Origin of the sequence: Sporolactobacillus laevolacticus DSM 442, assembly GCF_000497245.1 — a bacterium.
GTDB classification, from domain to species: domain Bacteria; phylum Bacillota; class Bacilli; order Bacillales; family Sporolactobacillaceae; genus Sporolactobacillus; species Sporolactobacillus laevolacticus.
The window spans coordinates 140,140-165,977 of the sequence record NZ_AWTC01000001.1; the positions used below are offsets into that span (position 1 = coordinate 140,140).

Below are 25,838 nucleotides of genomic sequence, written 5' to 3' on the forward strand. Positions count from 1 at the left end.
TGAAAACCAAAATGATCACCCACTAGACAACAAAGTGGAATGGGTTTGTCACTGCTTTTGAAATGAGTACCTCCGTGTCACTTTTTTCTTCAGCGATGACTTTGCACAGAAAGTCTTTAACCCCCTGTTTCATCACGGATTCAATATGATGACCAGCATCTATAACATTCAGACCGCAAAGCAGTGCATCGTGGGCAGTATGGTAATAGATATCGCCGGTAATCAGGACATCTGCCCCCTGATATTTTGCGTACGGAATCAGGCTATTCCCATCACCGCCGGATACAGCGACTGTTTTCACCATGTTCTCCGGCGATCCAACTGTCCTCAGGCCTTCTAAGCCAAGTTTTTCTTTTACGAGAAGACAATAGTCTTTAAATGGAATTGCTTCGGAAAGTTTTCCGATTCTTCCAAGTCCATATTTTTTACCTTCATTCTGCAGAGGAATGACGTCATAGGCAACTTCTTCATAGGGATGCGCTTTGATCATTTTCTGGATCGTTATATGAAGCAAATGTTCAGGAACGACCGCTTCAATTTTCTCTTCTGATGTTTTTTCAATCTTATCGACCGTTCCCTTATATGGTTTTGCACCTGACTGTGGAAGAAAAGCGCCCTCTCCATGCGTACTGAACGAGCAGCGCGTGTATTTTCCAATTGCTCCGGCTCCGGCATCGCCCAGGACATCCCTTATATGTTCAGCATGACTCACTGGAACGTAGACCGCCAGCTTATATAACGGTTCAGAATAAGTGGGTTGCAAAATATCTGTGTCTTTCAATCCAAGCTGATCCGCCAGCATGTCGTTCACACCGCCTTCTGCAATATCGAGGTTGGTATGGGCGGCATAAACGGCTATATCATGTTTAATGCACTTGGTTACAATTTTCCCCTGCCCTTCATCCGAACGAACATTTTTCAGTGGATGGAAGATTAAAGGATGATGGGCGATAATTAAATCCACATTCTTTTCTGCTGCTTCATCTGCAACGTTTTCTAGCAGGTCCAAGGTGACCATGACGCGTTTAACTTTTTTATGCAAGCTCCCTACTAAAAGACCGATTTTGTCATGCTCATAAGCCAGTTTCTTGGGCGCCCACGCTTCAAAACGCTGAATGAGCCGGTCTCCTGAAATCCACTGTGCCACTTTGATCACTCCTGATCCATTTTATGATTCAAGTTGATTTAAGCAAGACTTGATCAATTGCAAATAGTTTTCACTATCCTCTTTCTTTCGGCGTACGGAATCAGTTTCTTCTGCATGATTCAGAGCATCCAGAATATCGAACAGTTTTTTCTCACGTCTTTTCCATTTTTTTATAAACGCCGGCTCTCCTTTTTTTGAGAGTATCGGCCCCATTTGCAACTCCATATCCGTTAACTCTTTTCTCTCCGCTACTTGTCTGGCCTGAATAATTTCATAAAAGTGAGGAAATTCCTCAACAATACATTCATCTATAATGTCCCATCCGTTATCATTGAGCCATTTTCGGACATATGCCTCACGAATGTTCGGTTGAAGAATAAGTACTGTATTAGTACTAAGTTTAGACTTTCCGCGTTCGAGAATATCACGAATCAGTTCGCCACCCATACCGGCGATTACAATAGCATCTGCTTGACCAGGCTCACGAATCACATCGAGCCCATCACCCATTCGAACGTCAATATACTCCTGCATTCTAGACGTCTTCACATTATTTAGAGCCTGATAATAAGGTCCTGGTCTAACTTCACCCGCAATTGCTGTTTCTGCGATTTTGTCTTGAACCGCACGCAAGGGCAGATGGGCATGGTCAGAACCGATATCTGCCAAACATTTTGATTTTGGAATAAATTGAAGCACGGCATTCAATCTTGGGGATAATTGTACGGTTTCCATAGTCACAATCCTTACATATCAATTCATATTTCCCTGTTATCGTACCACAAAGGTGGAAAAAACCCCAATTATCAAAGACGAGCACAGAAATAAAAATAACATAATTGATAGCGCTTGCAAAATGTATTAAAATAGAAAAGAGAGAGGCACTTCCCGCATCTGCCTGTTCTCTTAGTCTTTAGGCCGCCATTTGCATCTTGTCATAAAACTAATTAGAATTAGAGCTAAAGAGCTTTCGGATATCCCGACGAACTTGACAAAAAAAATTGCCCCCCTGCCGGGAGCAACCGTATTTGCGGGTCAGTCAAGAAAATCCTTTAACTGCTTGCTTCTGCTTGGATGGCGCAGCTTTCGCAATGCTTTTGCTTCAATTTGCCTGATTCTTTCCCTTGTCACTCCAAATACCTTGCCGACCTCTTCCAATGTCCGAGTACGACCATCGTCCAGACCAAAACGGAGTCTCAATACGTTTTCTTCACGGTCCGTTAAGGTGTCTAGGACATCTTCCAGCTGTTCTTTCAGCAGTTCATAAGCAGCTGCTTCAGAAGGGGCTTTCGCATCTTGGTCTTCGATAAAATCGCCAAGATGTGAGTCATCTTCTTCACCAATTGGGGTTTCAAGTGAAACCGGTTCTTGTGCAATTTTCAATATTTCACGAACCTTTTCTGGAGATAATTCCATTTCTTTGCCAATTTCTTCAGGTGTAGGTTCGCGACCAAGATCCTGCAGCTGTTGCCTTTGAACACGAATCAATTTATTAATTGTCTCGACCATGTGAACAGGAATTCGAATCGTACGTGCTTGGTCGGCAATCGCGCGGGTGATTGCCTGCCTAATCCACCAGGTTGCATAAGTGCTGAATTTAAAGCCTTTTGTATAATCAAATTTTTCAACGGCTTTCATCAGGCCCATGTTGCCTTCTTGAATTAAATCAAGAAATAGCATGCCGCGGCCCACGTAGCGCTTTGCGATGCTGACAACAAGCCGAAGGTTTGCTTCAGCTAAACGCCGTTTTGCGCTCTCGTCTCCATCATTGATGCGTTTCGCCAGTGTAATTTCCTCATCAGCAGAGAGCAAATCAACGCGGCCGATTTCTTTAAGATACATTCTTACGGGGTCGTTGATTTTAACACCCGGAGGAACACTGAGATCATTCAGGTCGAATTCTTCTTCTTTATTCTTTTCGTCGGAACTCGGCCCTTCGGATTCATCTGACACATCAATGCCTTGATCGGCAAGTGTCTCATAAAATTCATCCATCTGTTCCGGTTCCTGATCAAATGGAGCAAGACGGGTGCTTATTTCCTGATAGGTGAGTGAACCCCTTTTCTTTCCGAGTTCCAATAACTGTTCCTTTTCCTGATCCACCGTCAGTTCTTGATCCGTCTTGCTGACTTTTCCAGCCATTTGACCCCCTCCTTCCAAATCCTAATCATGCTCTACCTGAAAATGGCCCAACTGTTTTTTTATACTGATAATCTCGGATAGCAACCGTGCTGAACGGCCATAATCTCCGCTTTGCTCGGCTTTCTTTCTCTCCTCTTCCTTATCCGCAATCATCGACGACTTCGACTGTCTGATGACTTGATGCAAGCAATCCTCAATTTCCTTATCATCCACCTGTTCACTCATCGGCATCATGGATAATTCCGAAACTTTGCGCTGTAGCGCGGGATCCTCAAGCTTCTGAATAAAAAGTCCTTCGTCCGGTGGATTTCCTTGTGCATAGTAGGCGTAAAGATACGCGGCCAAGGCTTGATGGACATCAATGGTAAAGGAGCCACCCAAAGTGTCTTGGACACGATCGGAAATCTCCCTGCTTCTCATCATCCGTGCGAGCAGTTTTCGCTCCGCCATTTCATATGCAGGGGGAATCCGATTTGTCCGGGCAAGCGGCATGGTTCGCGCTTTCTGCTTTTCCCGTCTTTGTACCATGGTGTACAATTGGTGCTGCTGCTTTTTCAAGGAATCAAGGGAAATTGAGAATTCCTCCGAAAGCAATCTGAGATAGTGATCACGTTCGACAGCGCGATTGAGCTTTGTCAATTCCCTCAATACATCTTCAATATAGAGGAGCCGATCTCCTTCATCACTCAGATTTCTTTTTCGCCGGAGATAGCCCATCTTAAAAGTCATCAGTGTTTGGCTAGCCCCTATTACATCGCTTTTAAAGCGTTCGCCGCCAAACTTGCGAATGTAGTCATCGGGGTCGAGACCTTCGGGCATTTTTGCGATTTTAATGACTTTCCCATTTCCTTGAAGCATCTCCGCCGCGCGGAAACTTGCTTCAATTCCTGCATTATCGGAGTCATAACAAATAATAATGGTATCGGCCATGCGGGTCAGCGCCGCGGCCTGTGCTTCGGTCAGCGATGTACCCATTGAAGCCACACTGCAGGTTACACCTGCTTGATGTGCACGAATCACATCTACGTAGCCTTCGAGAAGCACTGCCTGACTCGTCTTTCGGATTGCCTGCCTTGCTAAATGATAGCCGTACAAAATACTGCCTTTATGGAAAACCTCGGATTCGGGCGAGTTCAAATACTTGGGTTTATCTTCGCCAAGTGTTCTCCCCCCAAAAGCGACTGTCTGGCCCCTCATATTGAAAATAGGAAAAATCACACGATTGCGGAAACGGTCAAAGTATTTGTTGTCGAATCCACGCTTTGCAATTATCCCCGCACGTTCCATCTGCTCAAGGTTTACATCTCTTTTTTGGAGCAAATTGGTCACGGCATCCCAGCTGTCGACTGCGTAACCAATTCTGAAATGCTTAATCATTTCAGCACTGAAACCACGATTTTCAAGATACTGCATCCCCGGTGAACCATACTTTGCAGTTGTCAGTAAATAATGATAAAATTTTGTTAATAGTTCCAGACCTTCGGTTACCTGTTTCCTCTTCTGGTTGTTCGGGTCGCGTTTGTCGCTGTTCTTTGAAAAAGAAGAGCCCAAATCAATTTTGGCACGATCAGCGAGCGACTCCGCCGCTTCCGAAAAAGACATGCCTTCAATTTCCATCATGAAGGTGAAGAGATTGCCGCCTGCACCGCATCCAAAGCAATGATAAAGCTGTTTATCCGGTGACACTGAAAAAGACGGTGTGTGTTCGCTGTGAAACGGACATAAACCGATGTAATTCTTTCCTTGCTTCTTTAATTGCACATAATTGCCGATCACATCAACAATATCCAGAGATTTCCTTATTTCTTCAATAACGTTATCCTGAAGTTGCAAAATGCCATGCACCACCAGTATTCTTACTTATTTATATCCTAATGATCGAGTCGGCATAACAGTTTTGTTAATGCATCGGAAAAATTTTTCCGATTTGTGCTTGTAAACGGCTTCGGACCTTTTATTTTTTCCCCCGCATTGAGCGCATGATAGGCTTGATACCTTCTGTCGAGCAACACGTCAACATTCATTTCGCTGATCAGTTGTCCACGCACAGATAGCACAAATACACTTCGTTTGGTCAGCAATCCGGCCAATCCAATGTCTTGTGTGACAACGACATCACCAGGATTCGCATGATTGACAATGTACAGATCCGCCGCCTCTTTTTGCTGGTCGACAAATACCCATGTTCCATCCCTTTCCGGTGAAAAGCTGGCGTAGGACGCGACAAAAATAGGATCAAGCTGATATGTGCCTGCAATGTTCAGGATCTCTTTCTTTACCGGACAAGCATCGGCATCGACAAATAATGTGATGTTTTTCATCATAATTAATCATTCTCTATTTTCCGTTTAAAATCCTGCTTGTCTTATTATGTTTTTATTTTTAAAATATTGTCATAATATGTCGAATTTTGCGCAGGACAACAAAATATTATTATAAACTAATTTTCAGGATTAAAACAGTGAAAACTATTTTCTTTCTTAAAAAATTTATCGATGCACCTAGTCTTATATAAAGTTTTGCTTCGGCAAAGAGGCTTTATTAGTTGATTCTTGTTCCATTCTTGCTTCTTCCCGACATGAGAATACCCTTCCTCATCTCATGATAAACTTTTTTCAGAATTTGTTGCTTTCTCCACTTGAAAGACTCACAAACGCCTTAGTAATATTCGTCTTGGTCATCCTACCTATGACCTCAAAGCCTGTATCTTTCGCTTGCACAACAGGCACAGCGTCAATTTCTTTAGTGATCAGCAGAACAGCGACATCTAATACAGAATCGTTATTTTTGCAATAGGCAATGTTTGGCATCCGTGACATAATCACATTGACCGGCACCTGATTCATGTCCTGAGAACCGATTGCTGTTCTAAGCAAATCTTTGCGCGATATAACGCCGGCAAGCAGACCTTTGTCATCGACTACGAATAAGGAGCCAACATCTTCAACAAACATCTCACAAACAGCTTTATAAGCAGATGCAGATCCAGAAATGACAACAGGTAAAGATTGGAATTCTTTCACCTTCAATTTTTTTATCTCTTCAGAAAGTATGGTTCCGGAAGTCTGGCCAGTATAGAAATAGCCAACTCTTGGACGAGCTTCTAAAAAGCCGGACATTGTCAAGATTGTTAGATCTGGTCTTAAAGTCGCACGTGTAACGTTCAACTTTTCCGCGATTTGTTCCCCTGTGATCGGCGCTTCCTCTCTGACTATTTCAATAATTTTATGCTGTCGATCGTTGAGATCCAAAGCAGTTCCCTCCCACATTTCTTTGGTGTTGTCCTGTTCAAACACTTGTCCCGATTTCGAAAACAAAGTGTTTCATTTTGTTCGAAATTTGGACAATTGCTCGAGGAAATGCCTAGAGCGTAATTTAATTCCAGCGTTTTGCTCATAATAAGCATAAATGATTGATTCAATCTCGCCAATAGTTTTTGGCTTTAATGATACTTTTCCCAATCTTTCCAAAGGAACAGCTTTGATAATTGGCAACAATTTCTGTACTCCCGGAGAGAGTTGGAGCGCATATTCGTCGGTATGCTGACAATTCGGGCAAAGGAACCCTCCTCCTGAAATTGAGAAGGAGTAGGTGATATGCTGATTTCCGCAATGAACACATTTGTTTAATTCAGGGCTAATCCCTGCAAAAGGCATCATTTTCATCGCATAGATCGCAGCCAGTACAGCAGGATCTGTTCCTTTTTCAATGAGCAAAAGAATGTCACGCAATAAATTAAAGACGCCTTGTGTAGGTTGTCCTTCTTCAGTCAGTCGATCAGTTAGCTCTAAAATCAATGCCGCATAACCCATTTTTTCAATATCTTCACGAATTGTCCGAAAAGAGTTTAATGTTTCAGCTTGATATAACGTACCAAGACCTCTGCCCTTACTAAAGAGGCAGAGGCCGTAGAAGAGTACATGGCTAACCGCGGAAAGTGTGTTTTTCGGTTTCTTTGCTCCTCTCGCCATTAACCCGATTTTGCCAAATTCCTTCGTATATAGGGTCACAATTTTATTCGTTTCCCCGTAATCGGTTGTACGAATGATAATGCCTTCCGCTTTAGCCATCATCTGTACCACTCGCTTCCTTATTTCGAAACGCGGACTGCTGACCTATGCTCCCGCATGTTCTTTCATATCGGAAATCCGACTTTCCGTCTCAATGCTATCTTCATCCTTTTCCTTCTCGATCTCTCTAACCAAAAGGTAAGAGCCAATGTTGCCTGTCATACAAAATAACTTCCAACTGATATCCAACATAATTCTCATCCTCCCATTTTTTCTCCTCACTTATAGCGTTAGCGAAATGCGAAGAAAAATGTGAAGAAATGATTGTCAATTTGTGCTCACGATGTCCTCTTTAGACGTAAAATGAATGAAAAAGGTTTCATTTCCAGTTGTTCATGATAGATCATGATTCTTAGCAGTTAGTCATCCTGAACGGTATAACCAAAATTCTTAAGCTCTTCTTCCTTGTCGCGCCAATTTTTATCAACCTTTACCCACAGCTCCAAGAATACTTTGGAGCCAATGAGCGCTTCAATTTCTTGTCGTGCCAGTGTCCCAATTTTTTTGAGCATGCTTCCTGATTTTCCAATAATGATTCCCTTCTGTGATGTTCGTTCAACCATGATGGTCGCTTGTATTTCCGTGAGCTGGCGTCGTTCATCAACCTTCATTTTATCGATAACGACGGCAATCGCGTGTGGCACTTCATCACGTGTCAGATGAAGGATCTTCTCACGGATGAGCTCAGCAACAATAAAACGCTCTGGATGATCAGTAATCTGATCTTCAGGATAATATTTCGGTCCCTCCGGCAAATAGCTGCCAATTTGCTCCATCAACGCAGAAACATTCTGACCCTGAAGAGCAGACACCGGAATAATCTCTTTAAATGTGTAAAGTTGGCGATAGCGATCAATTAATGGGAGCAGTTCATCCGGATGCACCTTGTCGATTTTATTAACAATGAGAAATACTGGGACACTGGTTTTGTTCAAGAAATCAATGATAAATTGATCCCCTCTCCCATAGCCCTGCTCGGCATCAATCAGAAATAATACGAGGTCGACCTCGTTCAATGTTGCAAGCGCCAGTGAAGTCATCATTTGGCCCAGCTTATGTTTCGGCTTATGGATACCCGGAGTATCGATGAAGACGACCTGCTCCTGCTCTGTTGTGTAAATGCCATGAATCTTATTGCGGGTTGTCTGTGCCTTATCACTCATGATCGCGATCTTTTGACCGAGCACTCGGTTCAACAGCGTCGACTTACCAACGTTCGGGCGACCTACGATCGCCGCAAATCCTGATTTAAACGATTTGCTCATTGCATATCCTCCGATTCAAATGCGCCTGGGAGTAATTCGGCGACTGTAGTTATTTTAGTCAATCCCTCTGTATTCGCCAGAACAACCCGCATATCTCCAGGGCATAATTCACTCATGACTTGCCTGCAGGCACCGCATGGCGGAACAGGTCGGCTGCTCACTGCAATGACTGCGATCGCAGCATACTCGTGTTCACCTTCAGAGAATGCTTTAAATAGAGCGGTTCTCTCTGCACAATTGCATACAGAATAGGCGGCATTTTCAATATTGCATCCAGTAAATACTTTTCCTGATTTTGTTAGGAGGGCTGCACCGACCTGATAGTGCGAGTAAGGCACATACGCTTTTTGCATCGCCAGACGCGCCTCTTCAATTAATTGTTTGTCATCCATGTTTGTACACTCCTATTAGATTAAAGAATCAAGCACAATAAAAAGGTAAATGATCGCTGAAATTAATGAAAACCACCAGACTGCCGCTGCTGCAGTATCCTTCGCCGCTTTTGCCATGGGATGCTCTTCTTGAGTGACAAGATCAACAAGACGCTCAATTGCAGTGTTCACAAGTTCGAGGCTGATCACGCCTCCAATTAAAATGAAAACAATCATCAGCTCAACTAGCGAAACATGAATCATTAACGAAAAAACGATGACAACAACTGCAGCAAACATTTGGATGTGAAGATTTCGTTCCTGCAAAAAAGCAAAAACGAAGCCGGAAATGGCGTCTTTGAAGCTTTCTGGCAAATGTTTATGCCTTCTTGGAGAATGATTACTCATCACTTATCCTCTGCTTAATCCGAATGAGGAAAGAATTTTTTCCTGGAGCCCGAACATTTCTTCTTCTTCTTCTTTGGTCTGATGATCATAGCCAAGAAGGTGAAGCAAACCATGAATAACTAAGAAGCCTAGTTCTCGTTCAAACGAATGATTATATTCAGCCGCTTGTTCATGGGTCCTCTCAATAGAAATAATGATATCGCCCAGAACACGTGGTTCGCCTTCTTCAGGAAGAATGGGCACCTCATCTTCCTCCATTTCCTCTAACGCAAACGAAATCACATCGGTTGGACGGTCAATTCCGCGATAATCACGGTTAATGACTTGTATTTTTTCATTGTCCACAAAGGTAAGCGAACATTCAATTTCTCCTTCCAAATTCAGCTGATCTGCAGCATAATCAATGAGCTGAATGACGCTATTTTGAATGGATTCATTAATTTCTCCGGTTTCATCGTGCATATCAATGGTCATTGTCATTTAGTGGTCACCTTTTTCATTTTGAGGTCTTTTGGGTATTCAATACGCGAATGATAGACACCTCTCAGCGTTTCATCAATCGATTTTTCCACACTTTTAAGCTCTTTTAATGTTATATTGCACTCATCAAACTGTCCGTCACTCAAACGGTCGTTAAATATACTTTTGACAAGATTATTTACTTTAACTGGATTCGGCTTTTGCATTGCCCGAACGGCAGCTTCAATACTGTCCGCCAGTTCCACGACTGCCGCTTCTTTCGTTTGCACCTTCGGACCCGGATAACGAAATTCACTTTCGTCAATCGGTTTCTCACTTTGCTCCTGAGCCTTTACGTAAAAATACTTGAGCAGCGTTGTCCCATGATGCTGCTCGGCAATATCAATGATTTCTCTCGGCATTCGATACTGACGCAGAATTTCCGCACCGTCATAAGGGTGAGAAATAATGATTGTTCGGCTCAGCTGTGGTGAGATTTTATCATGCGGATTGACTCCATCCATTTGATTCTCAACAAAAAATTTCGGACGCTTAGTCTTACCAACGTCGTGATAATAAGCTGCCACACGTGCAAGCAGGCCGTTCGCTCCGATAACTTCACAGGCTCTCTCCGCCAGATTAGCGACCATTAAACTATGATGATAAGTACCCGGCGCTTCAATCAGTATTTTTCTCAGCAATGGGTGGTTCGGATTAGATAGTTCGATCAGACGTATTGGCGAGAGTATGCTGAACCCAGTTTCAAACAGCGGCATCAATCCATTTGTCAGAACAACAGCAAGAAATCCGGATAAGGCGGAAAATCCCAAAGTCAGTCCGGTGCTTGCAGGTGAAAAAGGCGTATTCTGAAACATTAGAAGAGAGAGTACGACAAGCACGTTAACGAGCGCAATCAATCCGCCGGTCTGCATGATTTTCGGACGTGCCTGTCTTTTTCTTAAAACAACAGCTCCGGCAAGTGCTGAAAAAAACAAGAAGATGCCCATTGACGAGTCAAAAATCGCTGCTTTTGCGCTGATTCCAAAAAGTACGCTACCGACTAGTGAAAGCAGCAATCCGGAAACCACAGCCACACGTTCGTTCAGAAGTATGCGGATCATTAGGGGCGCAATGGCAAGCGGAACAAGATAACTGATTCCTGACACATTAGTCAGTCTGAGATAGCTGCATATTTTTATAATGGCCGCTGCTCCAATAAAAATAAGCGCGTAAATATACAAATATTTCACTGAGTATCTTGGATGTTTTTCTTTAAAACGATAATATTCAAACCAAAAAATAAACGTAATAAATCCAGTGAAAAGCAGTAATCCGACGAAAGGAATGACATTAAAGTGTTCATCAAGCAATCCGACTAATTTGAGTTGGCGAATCATATCATTTGTGACTAATTCGCCTTTTTTTACTATGACTTCACCTTGATGTATGACGACATTGTCAACATTTCTTGCCGCTTCCTGCTTATTTTGCTTGGTCGCGTTCGCATCAAACGAATAGTTAGCAGTAATATAGGATTGAAGGACTTCATTCAGCGCCTTTCGTATGCTGTCATTCAGCACGGAAGAGGGCAAAGATGCAGAAGCCTTGTCTTGAACACGCTGAAGATCATTCCAGCCTACCTTATCGTTCATGGCTTCATAAATGCTTGTGCTTGCTATATCCTCCGCAATCTGCAGGTTATGGTCCGAAGCAGTCAGCAAGGCAGTTAGCGTGCTGTCCGACAGATGAGCATCTGATGAACCCGATAGACGGTCCCCGATCATTTTAATCGCGTTGTCAACGGCTACTTGCGGCGAATCGCTTGAAATCTTTTCGTCTTTTTTGACTGCAGCAATCGTATCGAAAAGGTCGCCCACTTTTTCGACTTGCATAAGTCCAAGATTTTTATTATATGCATAAGCAGAAGGCGTTGATCCGATTGCCTCCTGCCGTTTCACATGTGTTGCCTGTGTATCCACCGTGTCGATCGGCGATTGAATATCACTCGTCGCAATTTGATGAAGCTTCACATTTGGATTTTTGGGCAAAACACTGCCGACCATCAGTCCATATAAAGCAATACCGACGATGAGCACAATCCCCCAATCTGCCAAATAGGTGAGGGCAACTTCTCTAATTCTCTTTTTGAATTGACTTGATGATGTCATTGGATTGCCTCCGCAACTTATCTCCTTTTACCGGGCTAGGCAGTCATCCGGAATGAACAAGCTCCGCCAAGATTCTTGCGAGGTGTTCTCGGTTATTCAGTCACCATATGCTTCGATAATTTTCTGCACAAGCGGATGCCTTACAACATCTGTACGGTTAAGATTAATAAAAGAAATACCGTCAACATGTTCCAATAATTCTTTGGCTGTTTTTAAGCCGGATTTTTTTCCTTTTGGAAGATCGACTTGCGTGACATCACCTGTGATAATCATCTTCGAGCCAAAACCGAGCCGAGTCAGAAACATTTTCATTTGCTCTTGTGTCGTGTTCTGAGCCTCATCGAGAATTACGTATGCATCTTCAAGTGTACGACCTCTCATATAGGCAAGAGGAGCCACTTCAATTGTTCCTCTTTCGATCAGGCGAAGTGTATGCTCAGCCCCAAGCACGTCATGCAGAGCGTCGTAAAGCGGACGGAGATATGGGTCTACTTTTTCCTTAAGATCGCCGGGCAGAAAGCCTAGGCTTTCCCCAGCTTCCACTGCAGGTCGGGTCAGAATCAGGCGTTTAATCTTTCCAGCTTTCATCGCGGTCACAGCCATAACAACAGCCAAATAAGTCTTTCCGGTTCCAGCCGGTCCAATAGCGAAAACCATGTCATGCTTCCGGATCGCATCCACATAACGCTTCTGTCCAAGCGTTTTCACTCGGATTGGCTTTCCTTTGCTGTTCGTGGTGATCTCTGTTTCATATAAATCACTAAAGGCTTCCAGCTGGCCGTTATCCGCCATTTTAAGCGCATATACAGCATCACGTGAGGAAATAGAAATACCTCGTCTTATCAGGCTCAAAAGTGCCTTTAAGACTTGTTCTACTTTTCGTGCATCCGCCTCATTTTCTGCAGAGACATTTATAGAGCCGCCACGGGTCACAATCGAAAGCCCAAGTGTCTGCTCGATAATTTTCAAATGCGCGTCTCCGGGTCCAAACAGCATCAGCGCTTCATTTCCATTTTCCCAATCTATGGTAATTTTATATAAATGGCGTTCTGGCAAGCTTTATGTGTCCTCCTCAAAATCAATCACGTTTTCATCATTTTACCATATGTCACCGCTTAAATTCCAATCCGTTTTAAAAACACATGCATGATGCATGCAAACAAAAAGAACGGATGTCCATAATCAATCCGTTTTCTTTTTCATTTTCTGCTTTTCTTTGGCCACATTAATTGCCTGTGGTACAGCGATATTCTCATAGACAACTTGGTGGCTGCGGATGTACAGGCTGCCTTTCACGATCTTTTTATTGTCAATTGTTGAGGAAATAATCTTCGAATCCTTCGGAAGCTTGTCTAACAGTTTTTTGTCTGATGCTTCAATCGCTTCCTCAATAGCTTGATTGACCGTAAGATTGCGCATAACTATTTTTTTCTGTCTGAATTGTTCCCGCACATAGGTGAAGGGGGTCTGCCAAACAAGAAAACGAATCGGCTTTCGGATCTTTTCCCGATCATATGTTTTAAAGGGTTCTTTTTTCATTCCCCACAGCGGTACAGACAGATGCCATAGAATGAGCTGATGCTTCTGATAACTTTTTCCCGAGTAAAGCGCGTAATGGCTGACTAATGGAATACGCACCTCGGTGTGATACCATGTTTCTCCAATGACCTTACCCTTCGCCGATACAAAGGAGGATGACTTTTCATTGCCGACCATACCGCTAACGAGTATTTGTCCGGGGCGCACAAATTGATCACTCTCAACAACAGGTTGTCCGGATTCAACGAAAAGACTTTGAACAACTGCCTGCTTAGCGGCGACGAGATTTCTAGGTCCTGTTACCTCTTTAGGCTTCGGATACTTTTTCTGTACCACATCCACATTGTATGCAGTGCCATCTTTGGAGACCCCGATCCAAGTCACTTTGGTCAACTTGGTAGACAACGCATTCTCCAATTGACTCGTATCAGGAACAAAAAAATCAAGCGATCCTTCATACAGATGGTTCTGCTTTAGAATTGTACGAATCTGTTCCTCAAGTTTCGCATCCGCCCCTTCTACGTGAATAGACCAGACCATATTTGATAAAACAAGCATCAACGTAATAAAAAAAACAACGCCTGCCACGATACCGAGCCTTGTTCCCAATTTCTTCAGCAGAAAAGGCAGACCATTTTTTTCAAGTATGTGTACCCTGCAATTTGTTTCTTTAAGCCATTTTTTCATTGTCTTTGAGTCGATTAGCTCCATAAAACAGATAAGGGTTGTCTCATTTTTCCTTATAATATGCCACATTTTAACGTGTTCACGTACGCAGAGGCTGATAAATTTTTCGGGATCGTCCCCTTTTATTTCCGCTTTCAGATAACCCTCCGCGTGTTGAATCGTATGCCTCAACCGGCCAGCCTCCTTTCAATTGTTCACAAACCGAACATCATTCACCCGACCCTGAAGCACAATTTCTTTCTCCAGAATGGTCTCAAGTACAAAATCTTCACCTGAGATATGAAGTTCACCTTCATTGAGCATGAGCTTCAGCTCTGTTTTTGAGAAGGCGAGAACGTTCTGATAATTTTCTATGGAGAGGCGGAACTGACCAATTAAGGTTATACGAGGTACACCCAACACCACATCTTCGGGAATGTTGGACACGTCTGCAAACCATTTTTTAAATTGAGTGCTCCATTTTTTCATGATCTCTCTCCACCTCTTTACAAACTTATGAATGAATGAGGTAAGCTAGCACCATGAATCATGGCTAATCTTGAAGAAAGGAAATACAACCATTACTTTTCTTGCTGGATAAACTACGTATTTTTTATAAAGAAAAACCAGGCTGCGTCTGGTCCTTGGCTATCACTCTTTATGCGGCTTTAATTCACCAAACTTGTGCTTTATGACACTTCAGCCGCTCGCTTGCCGCGGGCAGTCGTAAAAAGTCCACAGCTGAAATCGGCTGCGGACCATCATAAACATTATTTAGTTTATTCGCTTACCAGAAAAAAAGCGGTGCGGTTCAACTGCACGCGGTTTACCAATACATTCTGAAAAAATAAAGGCTTGACGTACAGCGTCGCGGTTCTTCCTCCAGCTTCGTTCCATAACCTCCGCTGTACGAGAATGATTCATTTGGGGCTTTCTTCGTTCGGGTACAGTTCTTGAACCCACGGATTGATTCATCCGCTGAGCGGTTTCATAATATTTTTTCATCCAAACATTCTCATCGGTCTGAGTGTCGCTATAAGCCTGTTCAGTGACCGATTCCTGTCGCCGCGGCTGTCGTTGCTCGGTCCTTGAGACATTTTGAACAGATGGCGCATGTGAACGAGTGGTTCCGCTTCTATTCTGCTGACGACGTTTCTGTTCCTGAGCATTCTGCTTTTCAACAGATCGCGCCACATAGAAGATCAGCCAGATAACCACCCCGATAATCCAAATAAAAGACACTGCGCTCACCCCTTCCTCTTATGAAATGACAGATTACTTGTATTCATCACCGGAAGTATTGTCATTATTATTTTCTTTTCCGAATGAATGGCGCATTTCCGTATCGGCTTTAATATTATTATAATTCATGTAATCCATAACCCCTAATTTCCCAGATTTAAGCGCAGCGGCCATTGCCAGCGGCACTTCCGATTCCGCTTCAACAACTTTGGCGCGCATTTCCTCAACTCGGGCGCGCATTTCCTGTTCATTCGCGACAGCCATCGCGCGTCGCTCTTCAGCTTTCGCCTGAGCAATATTCTTATCCGCTTCCGCCTGTTCTGTCTGAAGAAATGCTCCGATGTTCTTGCCAACGTCGACATCCGCAATATCAATAGAGAGTATTTCAAAAGCGGTTCCGGCATCGAGCCCTTTCTCAAGTACTGTCTTCGAAATCGTGTCCGGATTTTTCAAAACATCCTTATGTGTGTGTGAAGCGCCTATCGTACTGACAACCCCTTCGCCAACACGGGCAACCACAGTTTCTTCACCCGCACCGCCGACCAGGCGGTCGATGTTCGCACGTACTGTGATTCTCGCCTTAACCTTCACTTCAATACCGTTAATGGCTACGCCGGCAATGTATGGGGTCTCAATGACCTTAGGATTAACGCTCATCTGGACCGCTTCAAGCACATTTCGACCAGCGAGGTCAATCGCTGCCGCACGTTCGAAAGTCAAAGCTATATTTGCTCGATGTGCCGCAATGAGCGCATTTACAACTCGGTCAACATTACCTCCTGCCAGATAGTGGCTTTCCAGTTGGTTTGTGTGCAGATCCAGTCCTGCCTTCGTTGCCTTAATCAGTGGGTCAATGACACGTCTTGGAACAACGCGTCTCAGCCTCATGCCAATTAATGTAAAGATACTGATTCGAACACCGGATGACAGAGCCGAAATCCATAGCATGACCGGAACAAAGGTAAAAAGAATGACAATCGCGATAATGATTAAAGCCGCAATAATAAGTATTCCTACTGTTGAAGCATCCAACTTTCTTCATCCCCTTTTCAATGATCAATAGTTTGGTAAAACTAGTTTGTGTAACTCTGATTTTACCAAGGCTCATATAAAAAAAGATGGCCTATGTAAACAAAGCTCTGTTTGCTTTTATGACAAACAGAGCTTCTTTTCAATTAACTTAATTTACTGCGTACGATTTTATTGATCACGCTGCCATCAGCCCGGCCTTTGACTTTCGGCATGACTGCTTTCATCACTTTGCCGATATCCGCCTTTGAAACAGCACCAACCTCAGAAATTGTTTCATCTATGAGTGCCTCAACTTCCTCTTCAGAAAGCTGTTCAGGCATGTAAGACTGGACAATTGCAATTTCATTGGCGACTTCTTCAACAAGATCCTGCCGCCCTGCATTCTTAAACTCTTGGAGGGAGTCTTTCCTCTGCTTAAGCTCTCGGGTCAGAACTGCCAGTGCCTCGTCTTCCGACAATGGTTTACCTAGCTTGATCGATTCGTTCTGCAGTGATGTTTTAATCATGCGAATCACCGAGAGACGTGCTTTCTCCCTCGCTTTCATCGCCTGTTTCATATCTGTAGTCAGACGATCAACAAGGCTCATGTGTAAAACTCCTTCTTAGAGAATGTTCAAAGTGTCCGGACTTTTTGTCCGCTTTTTTGAACAAACTCTCTTAGTATCTGCGGCGTTTCTTACGCGCAGCCTCAGATTTTTTCTTACGCTTAACACTCGGTTTCTCGTAATTTCTCCGTTTTTTAACTTCCGCTAATGTACCGGATTTAGAAACCGACCGTTTAAAGCGTCTTAACGCGTCTTCAATCGATTCATTTTTCCGAACCCTTGTCTCGACCATCTATGTTTCCCTCCCTCCAAAAACGAAAACAACTCAAATGACATCTCTTTTATGTCACTAGCCATTATATACGATAGATGACAAATTATCAAATTCAGGTAAGCGTTTTTTTACATTTACTAAAGTTTTTCCGGAAAATGTCCATGAAGAAAACTGGATTTTGCATCTATCATTTTCAGCCATTAACCATTTTCTAGTCATTCTTAACTACCCTTGTCCATACAATAGGACGAGGTGATCGGATGTGGATCAGCAAGTCGTTGTCTTTATCCTGTATATCTTGCTTTTTTTACTTGGCATGGGCGTTATGACCGGCGGCATGCATGCTCTGGTTGGCTCCAAAATGCGCCATACACTCGAACGTGCCGCGAGCACGCCATTTAAAGGTTTGGCAATCGGAACCATCGCTTCCATGCTTCTGCAAAGCAGTTCCGCAGTAACGATCATTACCGTTGGCTTAATCGGAGCACATGCGATGCGCTTCTCACAAAGTGTTGGCATCATTCTCGGTGCCAATATTGGGACTACCATAACCGGTGAAGTTGCAGCCTTGCCTGTAGGCTCAATGCACTATTTTTTCTTTGGCGCAGGGTTGATCATGATGTGCCTGCCGTTCCGCCGCTTCTTTTCAATAGGGTCATTATTGTTTGGCATCGGCTGTCTGTTTGCTTCAATGGCCGGGTTCAGTTCCCTCGCTGAGTCGTTGGTTCAAGCGCCTTTTATTCGCGATTTGCTCGTCGATGCCAACGAAAGCATGATTTACGCAGTTATCGTGGGTACTCTATTTTCAGCAATTATCCAGTCAAGTTCAGCAACAGTGCTCGTCTGCATGGGCTTTCTTGATCACAACATTCTGTCGCTTCCAGCCGCAATTGCTATTATGCTTGGCTCTAATGTCGGTACATGTCTCACAACTTACATTGCAAGTCTTGGAACCGGTAGAGAAGGCAGGTGGACCGCATACACGCATATTCTTTTTAATGTGCTCAGCGTGGTTGTCTTTTTCCCATTCATTCATTTCATGGCCGACTATACGATGATTATTGCAGGCAGTGGGAGAGCGGCACTTGCGCACGCGTCAGTAATTTTCAATTTAATTACCGGATTGATCGCAGTGCCGCTAGCCGGTCCATTCGGACGTTGGGTTGAGCGAACACGCTTATAATACATTGCCGTATTAATTAATGCGCAGTTGTCATTTGGGGATTTTCCACCACTCGGACAAATGCCCCCTCATTCATTGGGTAACCTGTTTCTACTAATTTTACGCGCACTAATTTACCAACGATATCATTGGATGGGTATTGGAACTTTACTTTCAAATAATTATCAGTAAAGCCTACAAAATAGCCATCCGGTTCTCTGTGATTTAAAGGTTCTTCGGGAATAACTTCAAGAACATGATCCTTGTATTTGGCTGCATATTCCGCTGAAAGCTTACTGGAAAGTTCGATCAAACGATTCACGCGATCATGCTTAACCTCTTCAGGCACCTGATCCGACATATTTGCCGCCGGTGTACCTGTTCTTTGTGAATATGGAAAAACATGCAGTTCAGAAAAATGAAGATCTTGGATAAAGTCATACGTCTCTTGAAATTCTTCTTCGGTTTCACCAGGAAAGCCGACAATCACATCGGACGTTAGCGCAAAGTCAGGCAAAGCCTCGCGCAATCGCGCGATTTTCTCGGCAAAAAAAGCCGTTTTGTATTTGCGATGCATGCGTTCCAGCACACGATCCGATCCCGCCTGAAGCGGAATATGGAGATGACGTGCAAGGATTTTGGAGCGGTTGACTACTTCAATCACTTCATCAGTAATTTGGCTTGCTTCAATCGATGAGATCCTCAAACGTTTCAAGCCATGCACCTTTTCTTCCAAATCACGCAAAAGCTGTGCGAAATTATAATTCTCCATATCCTCACCGTAACCCGCTGTATGGATACCGGTCAGGACAATTTCCTTGTAGCCCGCGTCCACGAGTTGCTGCGCCTGGCATATTACATTTTCAGGTTCTCTCGAGCGGAGGAGCCCCCGAGCCCATGGAATAATACAGAAGGTACAGAAATTGTTGCACCCTTCTTGGATTTTCAAAGAGGCACGGGTTCGATCAGTAAACTCAGGAACATCCAATTCTTCATACACTTTTGCTTTCATGATGTCACTGACGCCATTAATTGGTTCCCGTTCTTTGCGATACTGATCCACAAAACCAAGCAGGCGATTTCTGTCCTGCGTACCAACGACAATATCCACACCAGGTATGGACATCACTTCCGCCGGTGAGGTCTGCGCGTAGCAACCCGTCACGCAGATGACAGCGTCCGGATTATTGCGAATCGCGCGCCGGATGATCTGGCGGCTTTTCTGATCACCGGTATTGGTCACTGTACACGTATTAATAACATAAACATCCGCATGCTTCTCAAATTCAGCACGGTCATAGCCGCTTTTTTTGAAAAGCTGCCAGATTGCTTCGGTTTCATAATGATTAACTTTGCATCCTAGTGTGTGAAAAGCAACAGAAGGCATTTTTATTCATCCACCTCGCAATGTAATAGTTCAAAATGGTAGGATATCGCTGACAATAGATAAAGAGCAGCTGTTTCCGTTCTTAGTATCCGCGGCCCTAATCCGCAAAGAATAAAACCATGTTCTTGCAGTTGTTCAGCCTCAAGCGACGTAAGCCCGCCTTCAGGACCGATGACCGCAAGCAAATGATCGCCTTCCTTCATTTTATTCAGAAGAGTGGGAAAACCGGCTTGAGCCCCTGCTTTTGCAGTCTCTTCAAAGGCGACCATCTTGTTCTTAAATGACTCACCAAAAGCAATCAACTGACTCACATTCATTGGGTCACGAACCTCTGGTATACACAACCTATGCGATTGTTCTGCTGCTTCCTTACTAATCTTCTCGAGGCGAACCCTCTTTTTATCCTTTTTGTCCTGTTTCCAAATAGCAACCGAACGTTCCGCCTGAAAAGGAATGAATTCTGCGGCACCGCATTCAGTACCCTTTTGGACAATTGTATCAAATTTATCGGCTTTAGGAATGCCTTGCGCAATGGTCACACGAATCGGAAGTTCCGGGTCTCCTTCAAGCCGCTCACAGATTGAAGCAAGAACCTTGCCGTCTTCGCAAAGATCAATCTTGCAAAGATAGGCATCCCCTTTATTGTTCGCGCACACAATCATGTCAGATGGCTTCATGCGCATAACTTTGTGAATGTGGCGAGCGTCCTCTCCAGTAATGACGACTCTTTTTTCATCAAATTGATCTGACGGCACAAAGTAACGCTGCATATCAATCCGCCTTTTTGGCGACGAGAGCAATCCAGTCGCCGGATTCCATTTCATCGATCACGCTTAGGCCGGTCCGAGCAAGCGCCGTTACTACTTGATCCTTTTTCGGTTTGATGATGCCAGAAGCAATTAGAAGACCATTGCCTCCTATGAGATCTGCGACTCCGCCTTCACTGAGGCGAATCACAAGTTCCGCCAGCAAATTGGCGACAACTACATCATAAGTGCCTTCAATATTATCTGAAAGATTATTCTGTCTGATCTCAACAATGTCCTGGACCTTATTAAGCTTGATGTTAAGTTGAGCGGATTGAACAGCAACATGATCCAAATCTACAGCAAGAACTTTGCTAGCACCCAATTTGGCAGCAGCAATCGAAAGAACTCCTGTCCCTGTACCTACATCAAGAACATCAGCCTTGTTCGGCAAATATTTTTCCAGGGCTTCTATACAAAGAATAGTCGTAGGATGAGTCCCTGTACCGAATGCCATTCCCGGATCAAGCTCTATCACATGACGACTTTCATCCTCAGGTTGGAAGTCCGCCCATGTTGGCGATACATAAAACCTTTCACCCACGCTGACCGGTTTATAATATTTTTTCCAGGCAGTTGCCCATTCTTCTTCATTATGTTCGCTGAATGTAATGCGTCCATCACCAAGATCAATATCATACAGCAGTAGATTGTTCACGGACTGCTTGATTTCTTCTACTGTCTCTCCTAGAAAACTGTTCACCGGCAAGTAGGCTTTTACGTTCACTCCGTCCATTGGGTAATCCGCCGGATCTAGTGAATAGATAGAGCCTTCTGCCGATGTCCATTCTTGCTGAAGATCTTGAGAGTCTTCAATAACCACACCGCCCGCACCGGCTTCGTACAAAATGTTCGTCACCGCTTCAATCGCTTCTTCTGTTGTATGGATGCAAATTTCCGACCATTTCATCGCGTTTATGGATTCGCTCCTTGTTGAGGGTGTTAAGCATGTTCTGGTTCCTGTGATCGATTGGTGCTCTTAGAGGGTGTTCAAAAAGTCCGGGAAAAATTGCTGTCGAATCTCTTCGTCAACTTGTTTCTCCGCTCCTCACGTATTATTTGCATACGCTCTGGTGCTCGAAGCTGCGTTTCCTTGATTTTCTCGGCCCTTTTTGTCCTCCTTTTTGAACAGAATCTCTTAATTAATCTGCTTTAAAAACTTTTTTCTTCATTTTGTCGAAAAAGCTTTCATCGCCTTCGTTAATTGAATTGCCCCCAATATCTGCCAGTTTCTTGAATAGAGTTTTTTCTTCGTCAGTCAAGTGTTTTGGTGTCACTACTTTCACAGTTACGTGCTCATCACCTTGACCATAGCCCCTAACATTTTTAATGCCCTTGCCTCTCAATCGGAATTTCGTTCCTGTCTGAGTTCCGGCAGGAATGCGGAGCTTAACCTTTCCATACAGTGTCGGCACTTCAATTTCATCACCAAGCGCAACCTGGGCGAAGTTTAGAGGGACCTCCAAGAGGACATCATCCCCGACACGCTGATAATATTTATGCGGCTTCACACTGAAGACAATGTAAAGATCGCCGGATGGTCCTCCGTTTACCCCTGGCTCGCCTTGGCCGGACAAACGAATTTGCTGGCCGTCATCAATACCCGCAGGAATTTTGACTTCAATTTTTTTATTTACTTTCATTTTACCGGTTCCGGCACATGTACCGCATGGATTCTTGATGATTTTTCCTGTTCCATGGCAATACGGGCATACCCGGCGATTTACTATTCGGCCAAAAGGCGTATTCTGTTCCTGATTCAATTGACCAGTACCGTGGCAATGTGAACATTGCTCAGGTTTGGAACCCGATTTTGCGCCTGTTCCATGACAAGTTGTACAGGTTTCTTCTTTCGGTATCCGGATATCGGTTGTTTTGCCAAAAGCAGCTTCTTCAAATGTGATTGACATCTCATATTGAAGGTCAGATCCCTGGCGCGGCGCGTTTGGATCCCGCCGCCTTGCTCCACCATTAAAAATCTGATCGAAAATATCGCCGAAACCGCCAAAATCGGCACCATTAAATCCTTGACCTCCAAATCCACCGAAACCGCCTTGATTTGGATCGGCTTCACCAAATTGATCATAGTGAGCTTTTTTTTGCGGATCGCTCAACGTCTCGTAAGCCTTGGTCGCTTCTTTAAATTTTTCAGGCGCATCCGGATCTTTGTTCACATCGGGATGGTATTTCCTCGCCAGTTTCCGAAATGCTTTCTTAATTTCATCCTTTGAAGCGTCTTTACTGACGCCAAGGATTTCATAGTAATCCCGACTACTCATCAAATCACTCCCGAAATGATTTCACATAGAGTTTATATTATCATTCAAACAGATAGTTAAGCAAGAAAAAGCCAAAGCCAGAACCCGCGTCCGACTTCGACTTTCTCAATAAACATACTTTCAAGGTTAAACATTGGCTGATGTTTGTATTGATTTAACACTTTTTGGACCATTCGTTTTAAAAACGACAAAGTTTTTAAACAAAGCCTAGCCAGTCAGCCCTTGTAGGTCGGCTGGATCTGATCATTTCAAGCCTTTAACTAAGATATGACTAATCAGTTCTTTTTGTTCTTATCTTTGTCTTCGTCATTAACTTCCTTGTAATCCGCGTCAACAACATTATCATCTGCTTTGCTATTTGCAGCATCCTGTGCTCCTTGAGCACCTTGAGCTTGCTGTGCCTGTTGATACAGTTTAACAGATAGTTGCTGAACAACTTCATTTAGTTCGTCTTTTGCAGCTTTGATTGCATCAAGATCTTTACCGTCAAGGGCCTTCTTCAGCTTATCTTTAGCAGCTTCAGCCTTTGATTTTTCGGCAGCTTCAACTTTATCGCCAAGATCTTTGATTGTCTTTTCTGTTGCGAAGATGAGTTGGTCCGCTTCGTTTCGCAGATCAACTTCTTCTCTGCGTTTTTTATCTGCATCGGCATTTGCTTCAGCATCTTTAACCATTTTGTCGATTTCATCATCACTCAGGCCTGAAGACGATTGGATCGTAATGGATTGTTCCTTATTGGTTCCCTTGTCCTTTGCTTTAACGTTAACGATACCGTTCGCGTCAATTTCAAAAGTGACTTCGATCTGCGGAATACCGCGCGGTGCCGGCGGAATATCGGTCAACTGGAAGCGGCCGAGTGTCTTGTTGTCCGCAGCCATCTGGCGTTCACCTTGAAGTACATGAATATCTACTGCCGTCTGATTATCAGCAGCAGTTGAAAATACTTGGGACTTGCTGGTTGGGATCGTAGTATTGCGGTCGATCAGTTTTGTAAATACGCCACCCATCGTTTCGATACCCAAGGATAGCGGAGTGACATCAAGAAGAACGACATCTTTAACATCACCGGTCAACACGCCACCTTGAATAGCTGCGCCAACAGCAACAACTTCATCAGGGTTTACGCCTTTGCTTGGTTCTTTCCCTGTCAGGTTCTTGATCGCTGCCTGAACAGCAGGGATACGTGTAGAACCGCCGACGAGAACAATTTTATGGATATCGTCCATCGTCATATCCGCATCTGAGAGGGCCTGACGAACAGGACCCATCGTTGATTCAACAAGATCTGCAGTTAGTTCATCGAATTTTGCACGAGAAAGGTTCATTTCCAAGTGTTTAGGACCGGTAGCATCTGCAGAGATAAAAGGTAGCGAGATCTGTGACTGTGATACACCAGACAGTTCTTTCTTCGCTTTTTCCGAAGCATCCTTCAAACGTTGCAGTGCCATCTTATCACCAGAAAGATCAATGCCTGTTTCCTTTTTGAACTCACTAGTCAGATATTGGATGATTCTTTCGTCAAAGTCATCGCCACCGAGTCTGTTGTTACCGGCTGTTGCTTTTACTTCAAAGATGCCGTCGCCAAGTTCAAGAATAGATACGTCAAATGTACCACCACCAAGGTCGAAGACAAGAATAGTTTGATCTTCACCTTTATCAAGACCATAAGCAAGTGAAGCAGCCGTCGGTTCGTTAATAATTCTCAGAACTTCGAGTCCTGCAATCTTACCTGCATCCTTGGTTGCCTGACGCTGAGCGTCATTGAAATAAGCAGGTACTGTAATAACAGCTTTATCAACTGTTTCACCAAGATAAGCTTCGGCATCAGATTTCAGCTTTTGCAAGATAATCGCTGAGATTTCCTGAGGCGTATATTTCTTCCCTTCAACATCTACTTTGTAATCAGAGCCCATATGACGCTTAATAGAAAGGATTGTATTGGGATTGGTAACTGCCTGACGCTTTGCTACTTCACCAACTTGGCGTTCACCATTTTTAAAAGCCACAACAGATGGTGTCGTCCTAGCACCTTCAGGGTTAGGAATGACAACAGGCTCGCCGCCTTCCATTACTGCCACACAAGAGTTTGTCGTACCTAAGTCAATACCAATAATTTTGCTCATTTTCATTTCCTCCTAATATTTGAAAAACATTAAGTTTGAGCTGTCTTTGCTGATGCTCAAAAAGTCCGGGAAAAATTCTCTAGATGGACTTTTAATTAAGAGCTGACTTTCACCATTGCCGGACGAATCACACGCCCATTTAACGAGTAACCAGCCTGTAGTACTTGGATGACCGTACCTGCTTCATGTTCTGCACTGTCTTCCTGCATAACTGCTTGATGAACATTTGGATCAAATGGCTGATGGAGCGAGGCGATTTCTTCAACACCTTCTTTTTTCAGCGCATTTTCCAATTTTGAAAGCACCATTTCCATTCCCTTTTTCAAGGCCTGACCATCTTCAGATACTGTTTCAACTGCAAGCGCACGCTGAAAATTGTCCAGAATTTCAAGCATATCAGTAACGAGATCTTGAGCGCGATATTTACGGGCATCAGCCTTTTCTTTACTCGTACGCTTTCTGAAATTATCAAAATCGGCTTGCGTCCTCAACATGCGGTTATTGAAATCGTCTACCTTTTTTGTAAGGGTGTCAATTTCATCTGTCTGTTCTGCAATTTTTTTGAGCAAAGTATCCGTGTCCGGAGCCTCTTCATTTTTTACGGCTTCAGATGCATCCTTTGACTCGGAAGCAAGCTCTTCTTCGATTGTTTCCGGTTGTTCTTCCTGATTGATTACTTCTGCTTTTTCGTTCGTATTGAGTTCTTCTTTATTTGCCTGTTCTGTCATAGGCTCACCTCCTGAAATATAGAAA

The 25,838-nt window shown here is 43.8% G+C and carries 27 protein-coding genes; 1 reads left to right on the plus strand and 26 read right to left on the minus strand.

Annotated features, from left to right (window positions below; genetic code table 11):
• Positions 1-22: 22 nt before the first annotated feature.
• From P343_RS20095 to rpsU, 20 genes are all read right to left on the minus strand, one after another.
• Positions 23-1,147 (minus strand): Nif3-like dinuclear metal center hexameric protein, encoded by a 1,125-nt coding sequence (locus P343_RS20095; RefSeq protein WP_023508478.1) that lies wholly within the window; start codon positions 1,145-1,147, stop codon positions 23-25.
• A gap of 21 nt (positions 1,148-1,168) precedes the next feature.
• Positions 1,169-1,882, minus strand: a complete 714-nt coding sequence (locus P343_RS20100) for a tRNA (adenine(22)-N(1))-methyltransferase (RefSeq protein ID WP_023508479.1) — start codon at positions 1,880-1,882, stop codon at positions 1,169-1,171.
• A 300-nt stretch (positions 1,883-2,182) separates the two neighbouring features.
• Complete coding sequence (rpoD, locus tag P343_RS20105) at positions 2,183-3,289, minus strand: RNA polymerase sigma factor RpoD (protein ID WP_023508480.1); 1,107 nt, start codon at positions 3,287-3,289, stop codon at positions 2,183-2,185.
• A 21-nt stretch (positions 3,290-3,310) separates the two neighbouring features.
• Positions 3,311-5,122 (minus strand): DNA primase, encoded by a 1,812-nt coding sequence (dnaG, locus tag P343_RS20110; RefSeq protein ID WP_023508481.1) that lies wholly within the window; start codon positions 5,120-5,122, stop codon positions 3,311-3,313.
• 38 nt (positions 5,123-5,160) lie between these two features.
• Positions 5,161-5,613 (minus strand): YaiI/YqxD family protein, encoded by a 453-nt coding sequence (locus P343_RS20115; RefSeq protein WP_023508482.1) that lies wholly within the window; start codon positions 5,611-5,613, stop codon positions 5,161-5,163.
• A 291-nt stretch (positions 5,614-5,904) separates the two neighbouring features.
• Positions 5,905-6,558: a transcriptional regulator CcpN gene (gene ccpN / locus P343_RS20120; RefSeq protein WP_031263504.1), complete on the minus strand. Its 654-nt coding sequence runs from the start codon at positions 6,556-6,558 to the stop codon at positions 5,905-5,907.
• 54 nt (positions 6,559-6,612) lie between these two features.
• Positions 6,613-7,359: a DNA repair protein RecO gene (recO, locus tag P343_RS20125; RefSeq protein WP_037593765.1), complete on the minus strand. Its 747-nt coding sequence runs from the start codon at positions 7,357-7,359 to the stop codon at positions 6,613-6,615.
• A gap of 45 nt (positions 7,360-7,404) precedes the next feature.
• On the minus strand, positions 7,405-7,551 hold the full coding sequence (locus P343_RS36560; protein WP_023508485.1) for a YqzL family protein: 147 nt from the start codon (positions 7,549-7,551) through the stop codon (positions 7,405-7,407).
• Between the two features lie 167 nt (positions 7,552-7,718).
• A complete protein-coding gene (gene era, locus P343_RS20130; protein ID WP_023508486.1) occupies positions 7,719-8,624 on the minus strand; it encodes a GTPase Era in 906 nt (301 codons plus the stop codon).
• Positions 8,621-9,016, minus strand: a complete 396-nt coding sequence (locus tag P343_RS20135) for a cytidine deaminase (RefSeq protein ID WP_023508487.1) — start codon at positions 9,014-9,016, stop codon at positions 8,621-8,623. The genes era and P343_RS20135 overlap by 4 nt, the downstream gene beginning before the upstream one ends.
• Positions 9,017-9,031: 15 nt before the next feature.
• Positions 9,032-9,370: a diacylglycerol kinase family protein gene (locus P343_RS20140; RefSeq protein ID WP_236620303.1), complete on the minus strand. Its 339-nt coding sequence runs from the start codon at positions 9,368-9,370 to the stop codon at positions 9,032-9,034.
• 36 nt (positions 9,371-9,406) lie between these two features.
• On the minus strand, positions 9,407-9,883 hold the full coding sequence (gene ybeY, locus P343_RS20145; RefSeq protein WP_023508489.1) for an rRNA maturation RNase YbeY: 477 nt from the start codon (positions 9,881-9,883) through the stop codon (positions 9,407-9,409).
• The gene (locus tag P343_RS20150; protein WP_023508490.1) at positions 9,880-12,030 is read right to left on the minus strand and encodes an HD family phosphohydrolase; all 2,151 of its coding nucleotides are present in this window, start codon (positions 12,028-12,030) and stop codon (positions 9,880-9,882) included. The genes ybeY and P343_RS20150 overlap by 4 nt, the downstream gene beginning before the upstream one ends.
• Before the next feature lie 96 nt (positions 12,031-12,126).
• Positions 12,127-13,026 (minus strand): PhoH family protein, encoded by a 900-nt coding sequence (locus P343_RS20155; protein WP_051384696.1) that lies wholly within the window; start codon positions 13,024-13,026, stop codon positions 12,127-12,129.
• Positions 13,027-13,212: 186 nt separating this feature from the next.
• The gene (gene yqfD / locus P343_RS20160; RefSeq protein WP_023508492.1) at positions 13,213-14,427 is read right to left on the minus strand and encodes a sporulation protein YqfD; all 1,215 of its coding nucleotides are present in this window, start codon (positions 14,425-14,427) and stop codon (positions 13,213-13,215) included.
• Positions 14,428-14,442: 15 nt separating this feature from the next.
• A complete protein-coding gene (gene yqfC, locus P343_RS20165; protein ID WP_023508493.1) occupies positions 14,443-14,724 on the minus strand; it encodes a sporulation protein YqfC in 282 nt (93 codons plus the stop codon).
• Positions 14,725-15,009: 285 nt separating this feature from the next.
• A complete protein-coding gene (locus P343_RS20170; protein WP_152525240.1) occupies positions 15,010-15,477 on the minus strand; it encodes a hypothetical protein in 468 nt (155 codons plus the stop codon).
• Positions 15,478-15,510: 33 nt separating this feature from the next.
• A complete protein-coding gene (gene floA, locus P343_RS20175; protein ID WP_023508495.1) occupies positions 15,511-16,509 on the minus strand; it encodes a flotillin-like protein FloA in 999 nt (332 codons plus the stop codon).
• Between the two features lie 143 nt (positions 16,510-16,652).
• Entirely contained in the window at positions 16,653-17,096 is a 444-nt protein-coding gene (locus tag P343_RS20180; RefSeq protein ID WP_023508496.1) for a GatB/YqeY domain-containing protein, read from the minus strand.
• A gap of 70 nt (positions 17,097-17,166) precedes the next feature.
• Complete coding sequence (gene rpsU, locus P343_RS20185; RefSeq protein ID WP_010025726.1) at positions 17,167-17,346, minus strand: 30S ribosomal protein S21; 180 nt, start codon at positions 17,344-17,346, stop codon at positions 17,167-17,169.
• A gap of 244 nt (positions 17,347-17,590) precedes the next feature.
• On the opposite strand from rpsU, the gene P343_RS20190 reads away from it, so the two are divergent.
• The gene (locus P343_RS20190; protein WP_023508497.1) at positions 17,591-18,511 is read left to right on the plus strand and encodes a Na/Pi symporter; all 921 of its coding nucleotides are present in this window, start codon (positions 17,591-17,593) and stop codon (positions 18,509-18,511) included.
• A 16-nt stretch (positions 18,512-18,527) separates the two neighbouring features.
• Here P343_RS20190 and mtaB read toward each other — a convergent pair whose 3' ends face one another.
• The 6 genes from mtaB to grpE form a co-directional block, all read right to left on the minus strand.
• Positions 18,528-19,877, minus strand: a complete 1,350-nt coding sequence (mtaB, locus tag P343_RS20195; RefSeq protein ID WP_023508498.1) for a tRNA (N(6)-L-threonylcarbamoyladenosine(37)-C(2))-methylthiotransferase MtaB — start codon at positions 19,875-19,877, stop codon at positions 18,528-18,530.
• Positions 19,878-19,879: 2 nt separating this feature from the next.
• Positions 19,880-20,701 (minus strand): 16S rRNA (uracil(1498)-N(3))-methyltransferase, encoded by an 822-nt coding sequence (locus tag P343_RS20200; protein ID WP_317134697.1) that lies wholly within the window; start codon positions 20,699-20,701, stop codon positions 19,880-19,882.
• A complete protein-coding gene (gene prmA, locus P343_RS20205) occupies positions 20,649-21,593 on the minus strand; it encodes a 50S ribosomal protein L11 methyltransferase (RefSeq protein WP_023508500.1) in 945 nt (314 codons plus the stop codon). Before prmA ends, P343_RS20200 begins: the two co-directional genes overlap by 53 nt.
• Positions 21,594-21,825: 232 nt before the next feature.
• Positions 21,826-22,962 (minus strand): molecular chaperone DnaJ, encoded by a 1,137-nt coding sequence (gene dnaJ, locus P343_RS20210; RefSeq protein ID WP_023508501.1) that lies wholly within the window; start codon positions 22,960-22,962, stop codon positions 21,826-21,828.
• Between the two features lie 275 nt (positions 22,963-23,237).
• A complete protein-coding gene (dnaK, locus tag P343_RS20215) occupies positions 23,238-25,085 on the minus strand; it encodes a molecular chaperone DnaK (protein ID WP_023508502.1) in 1,848 nt (615 codons plus the stop codon).
• Positions 25,086-25,180: 95 nt separating this feature from the next.
• Complete coding sequence (gene grpE, locus P343_RS20220; RefSeq protein ID WP_023508503.1) at positions 25,181-25,813, minus strand: nucleotide exchange factor GrpE; 633 nt, start codon at positions 25,811-25,813, stop codon at positions 25,181-25,183.
• Positions 25,814-25,838: the final 25 nt, after the last annotated feature.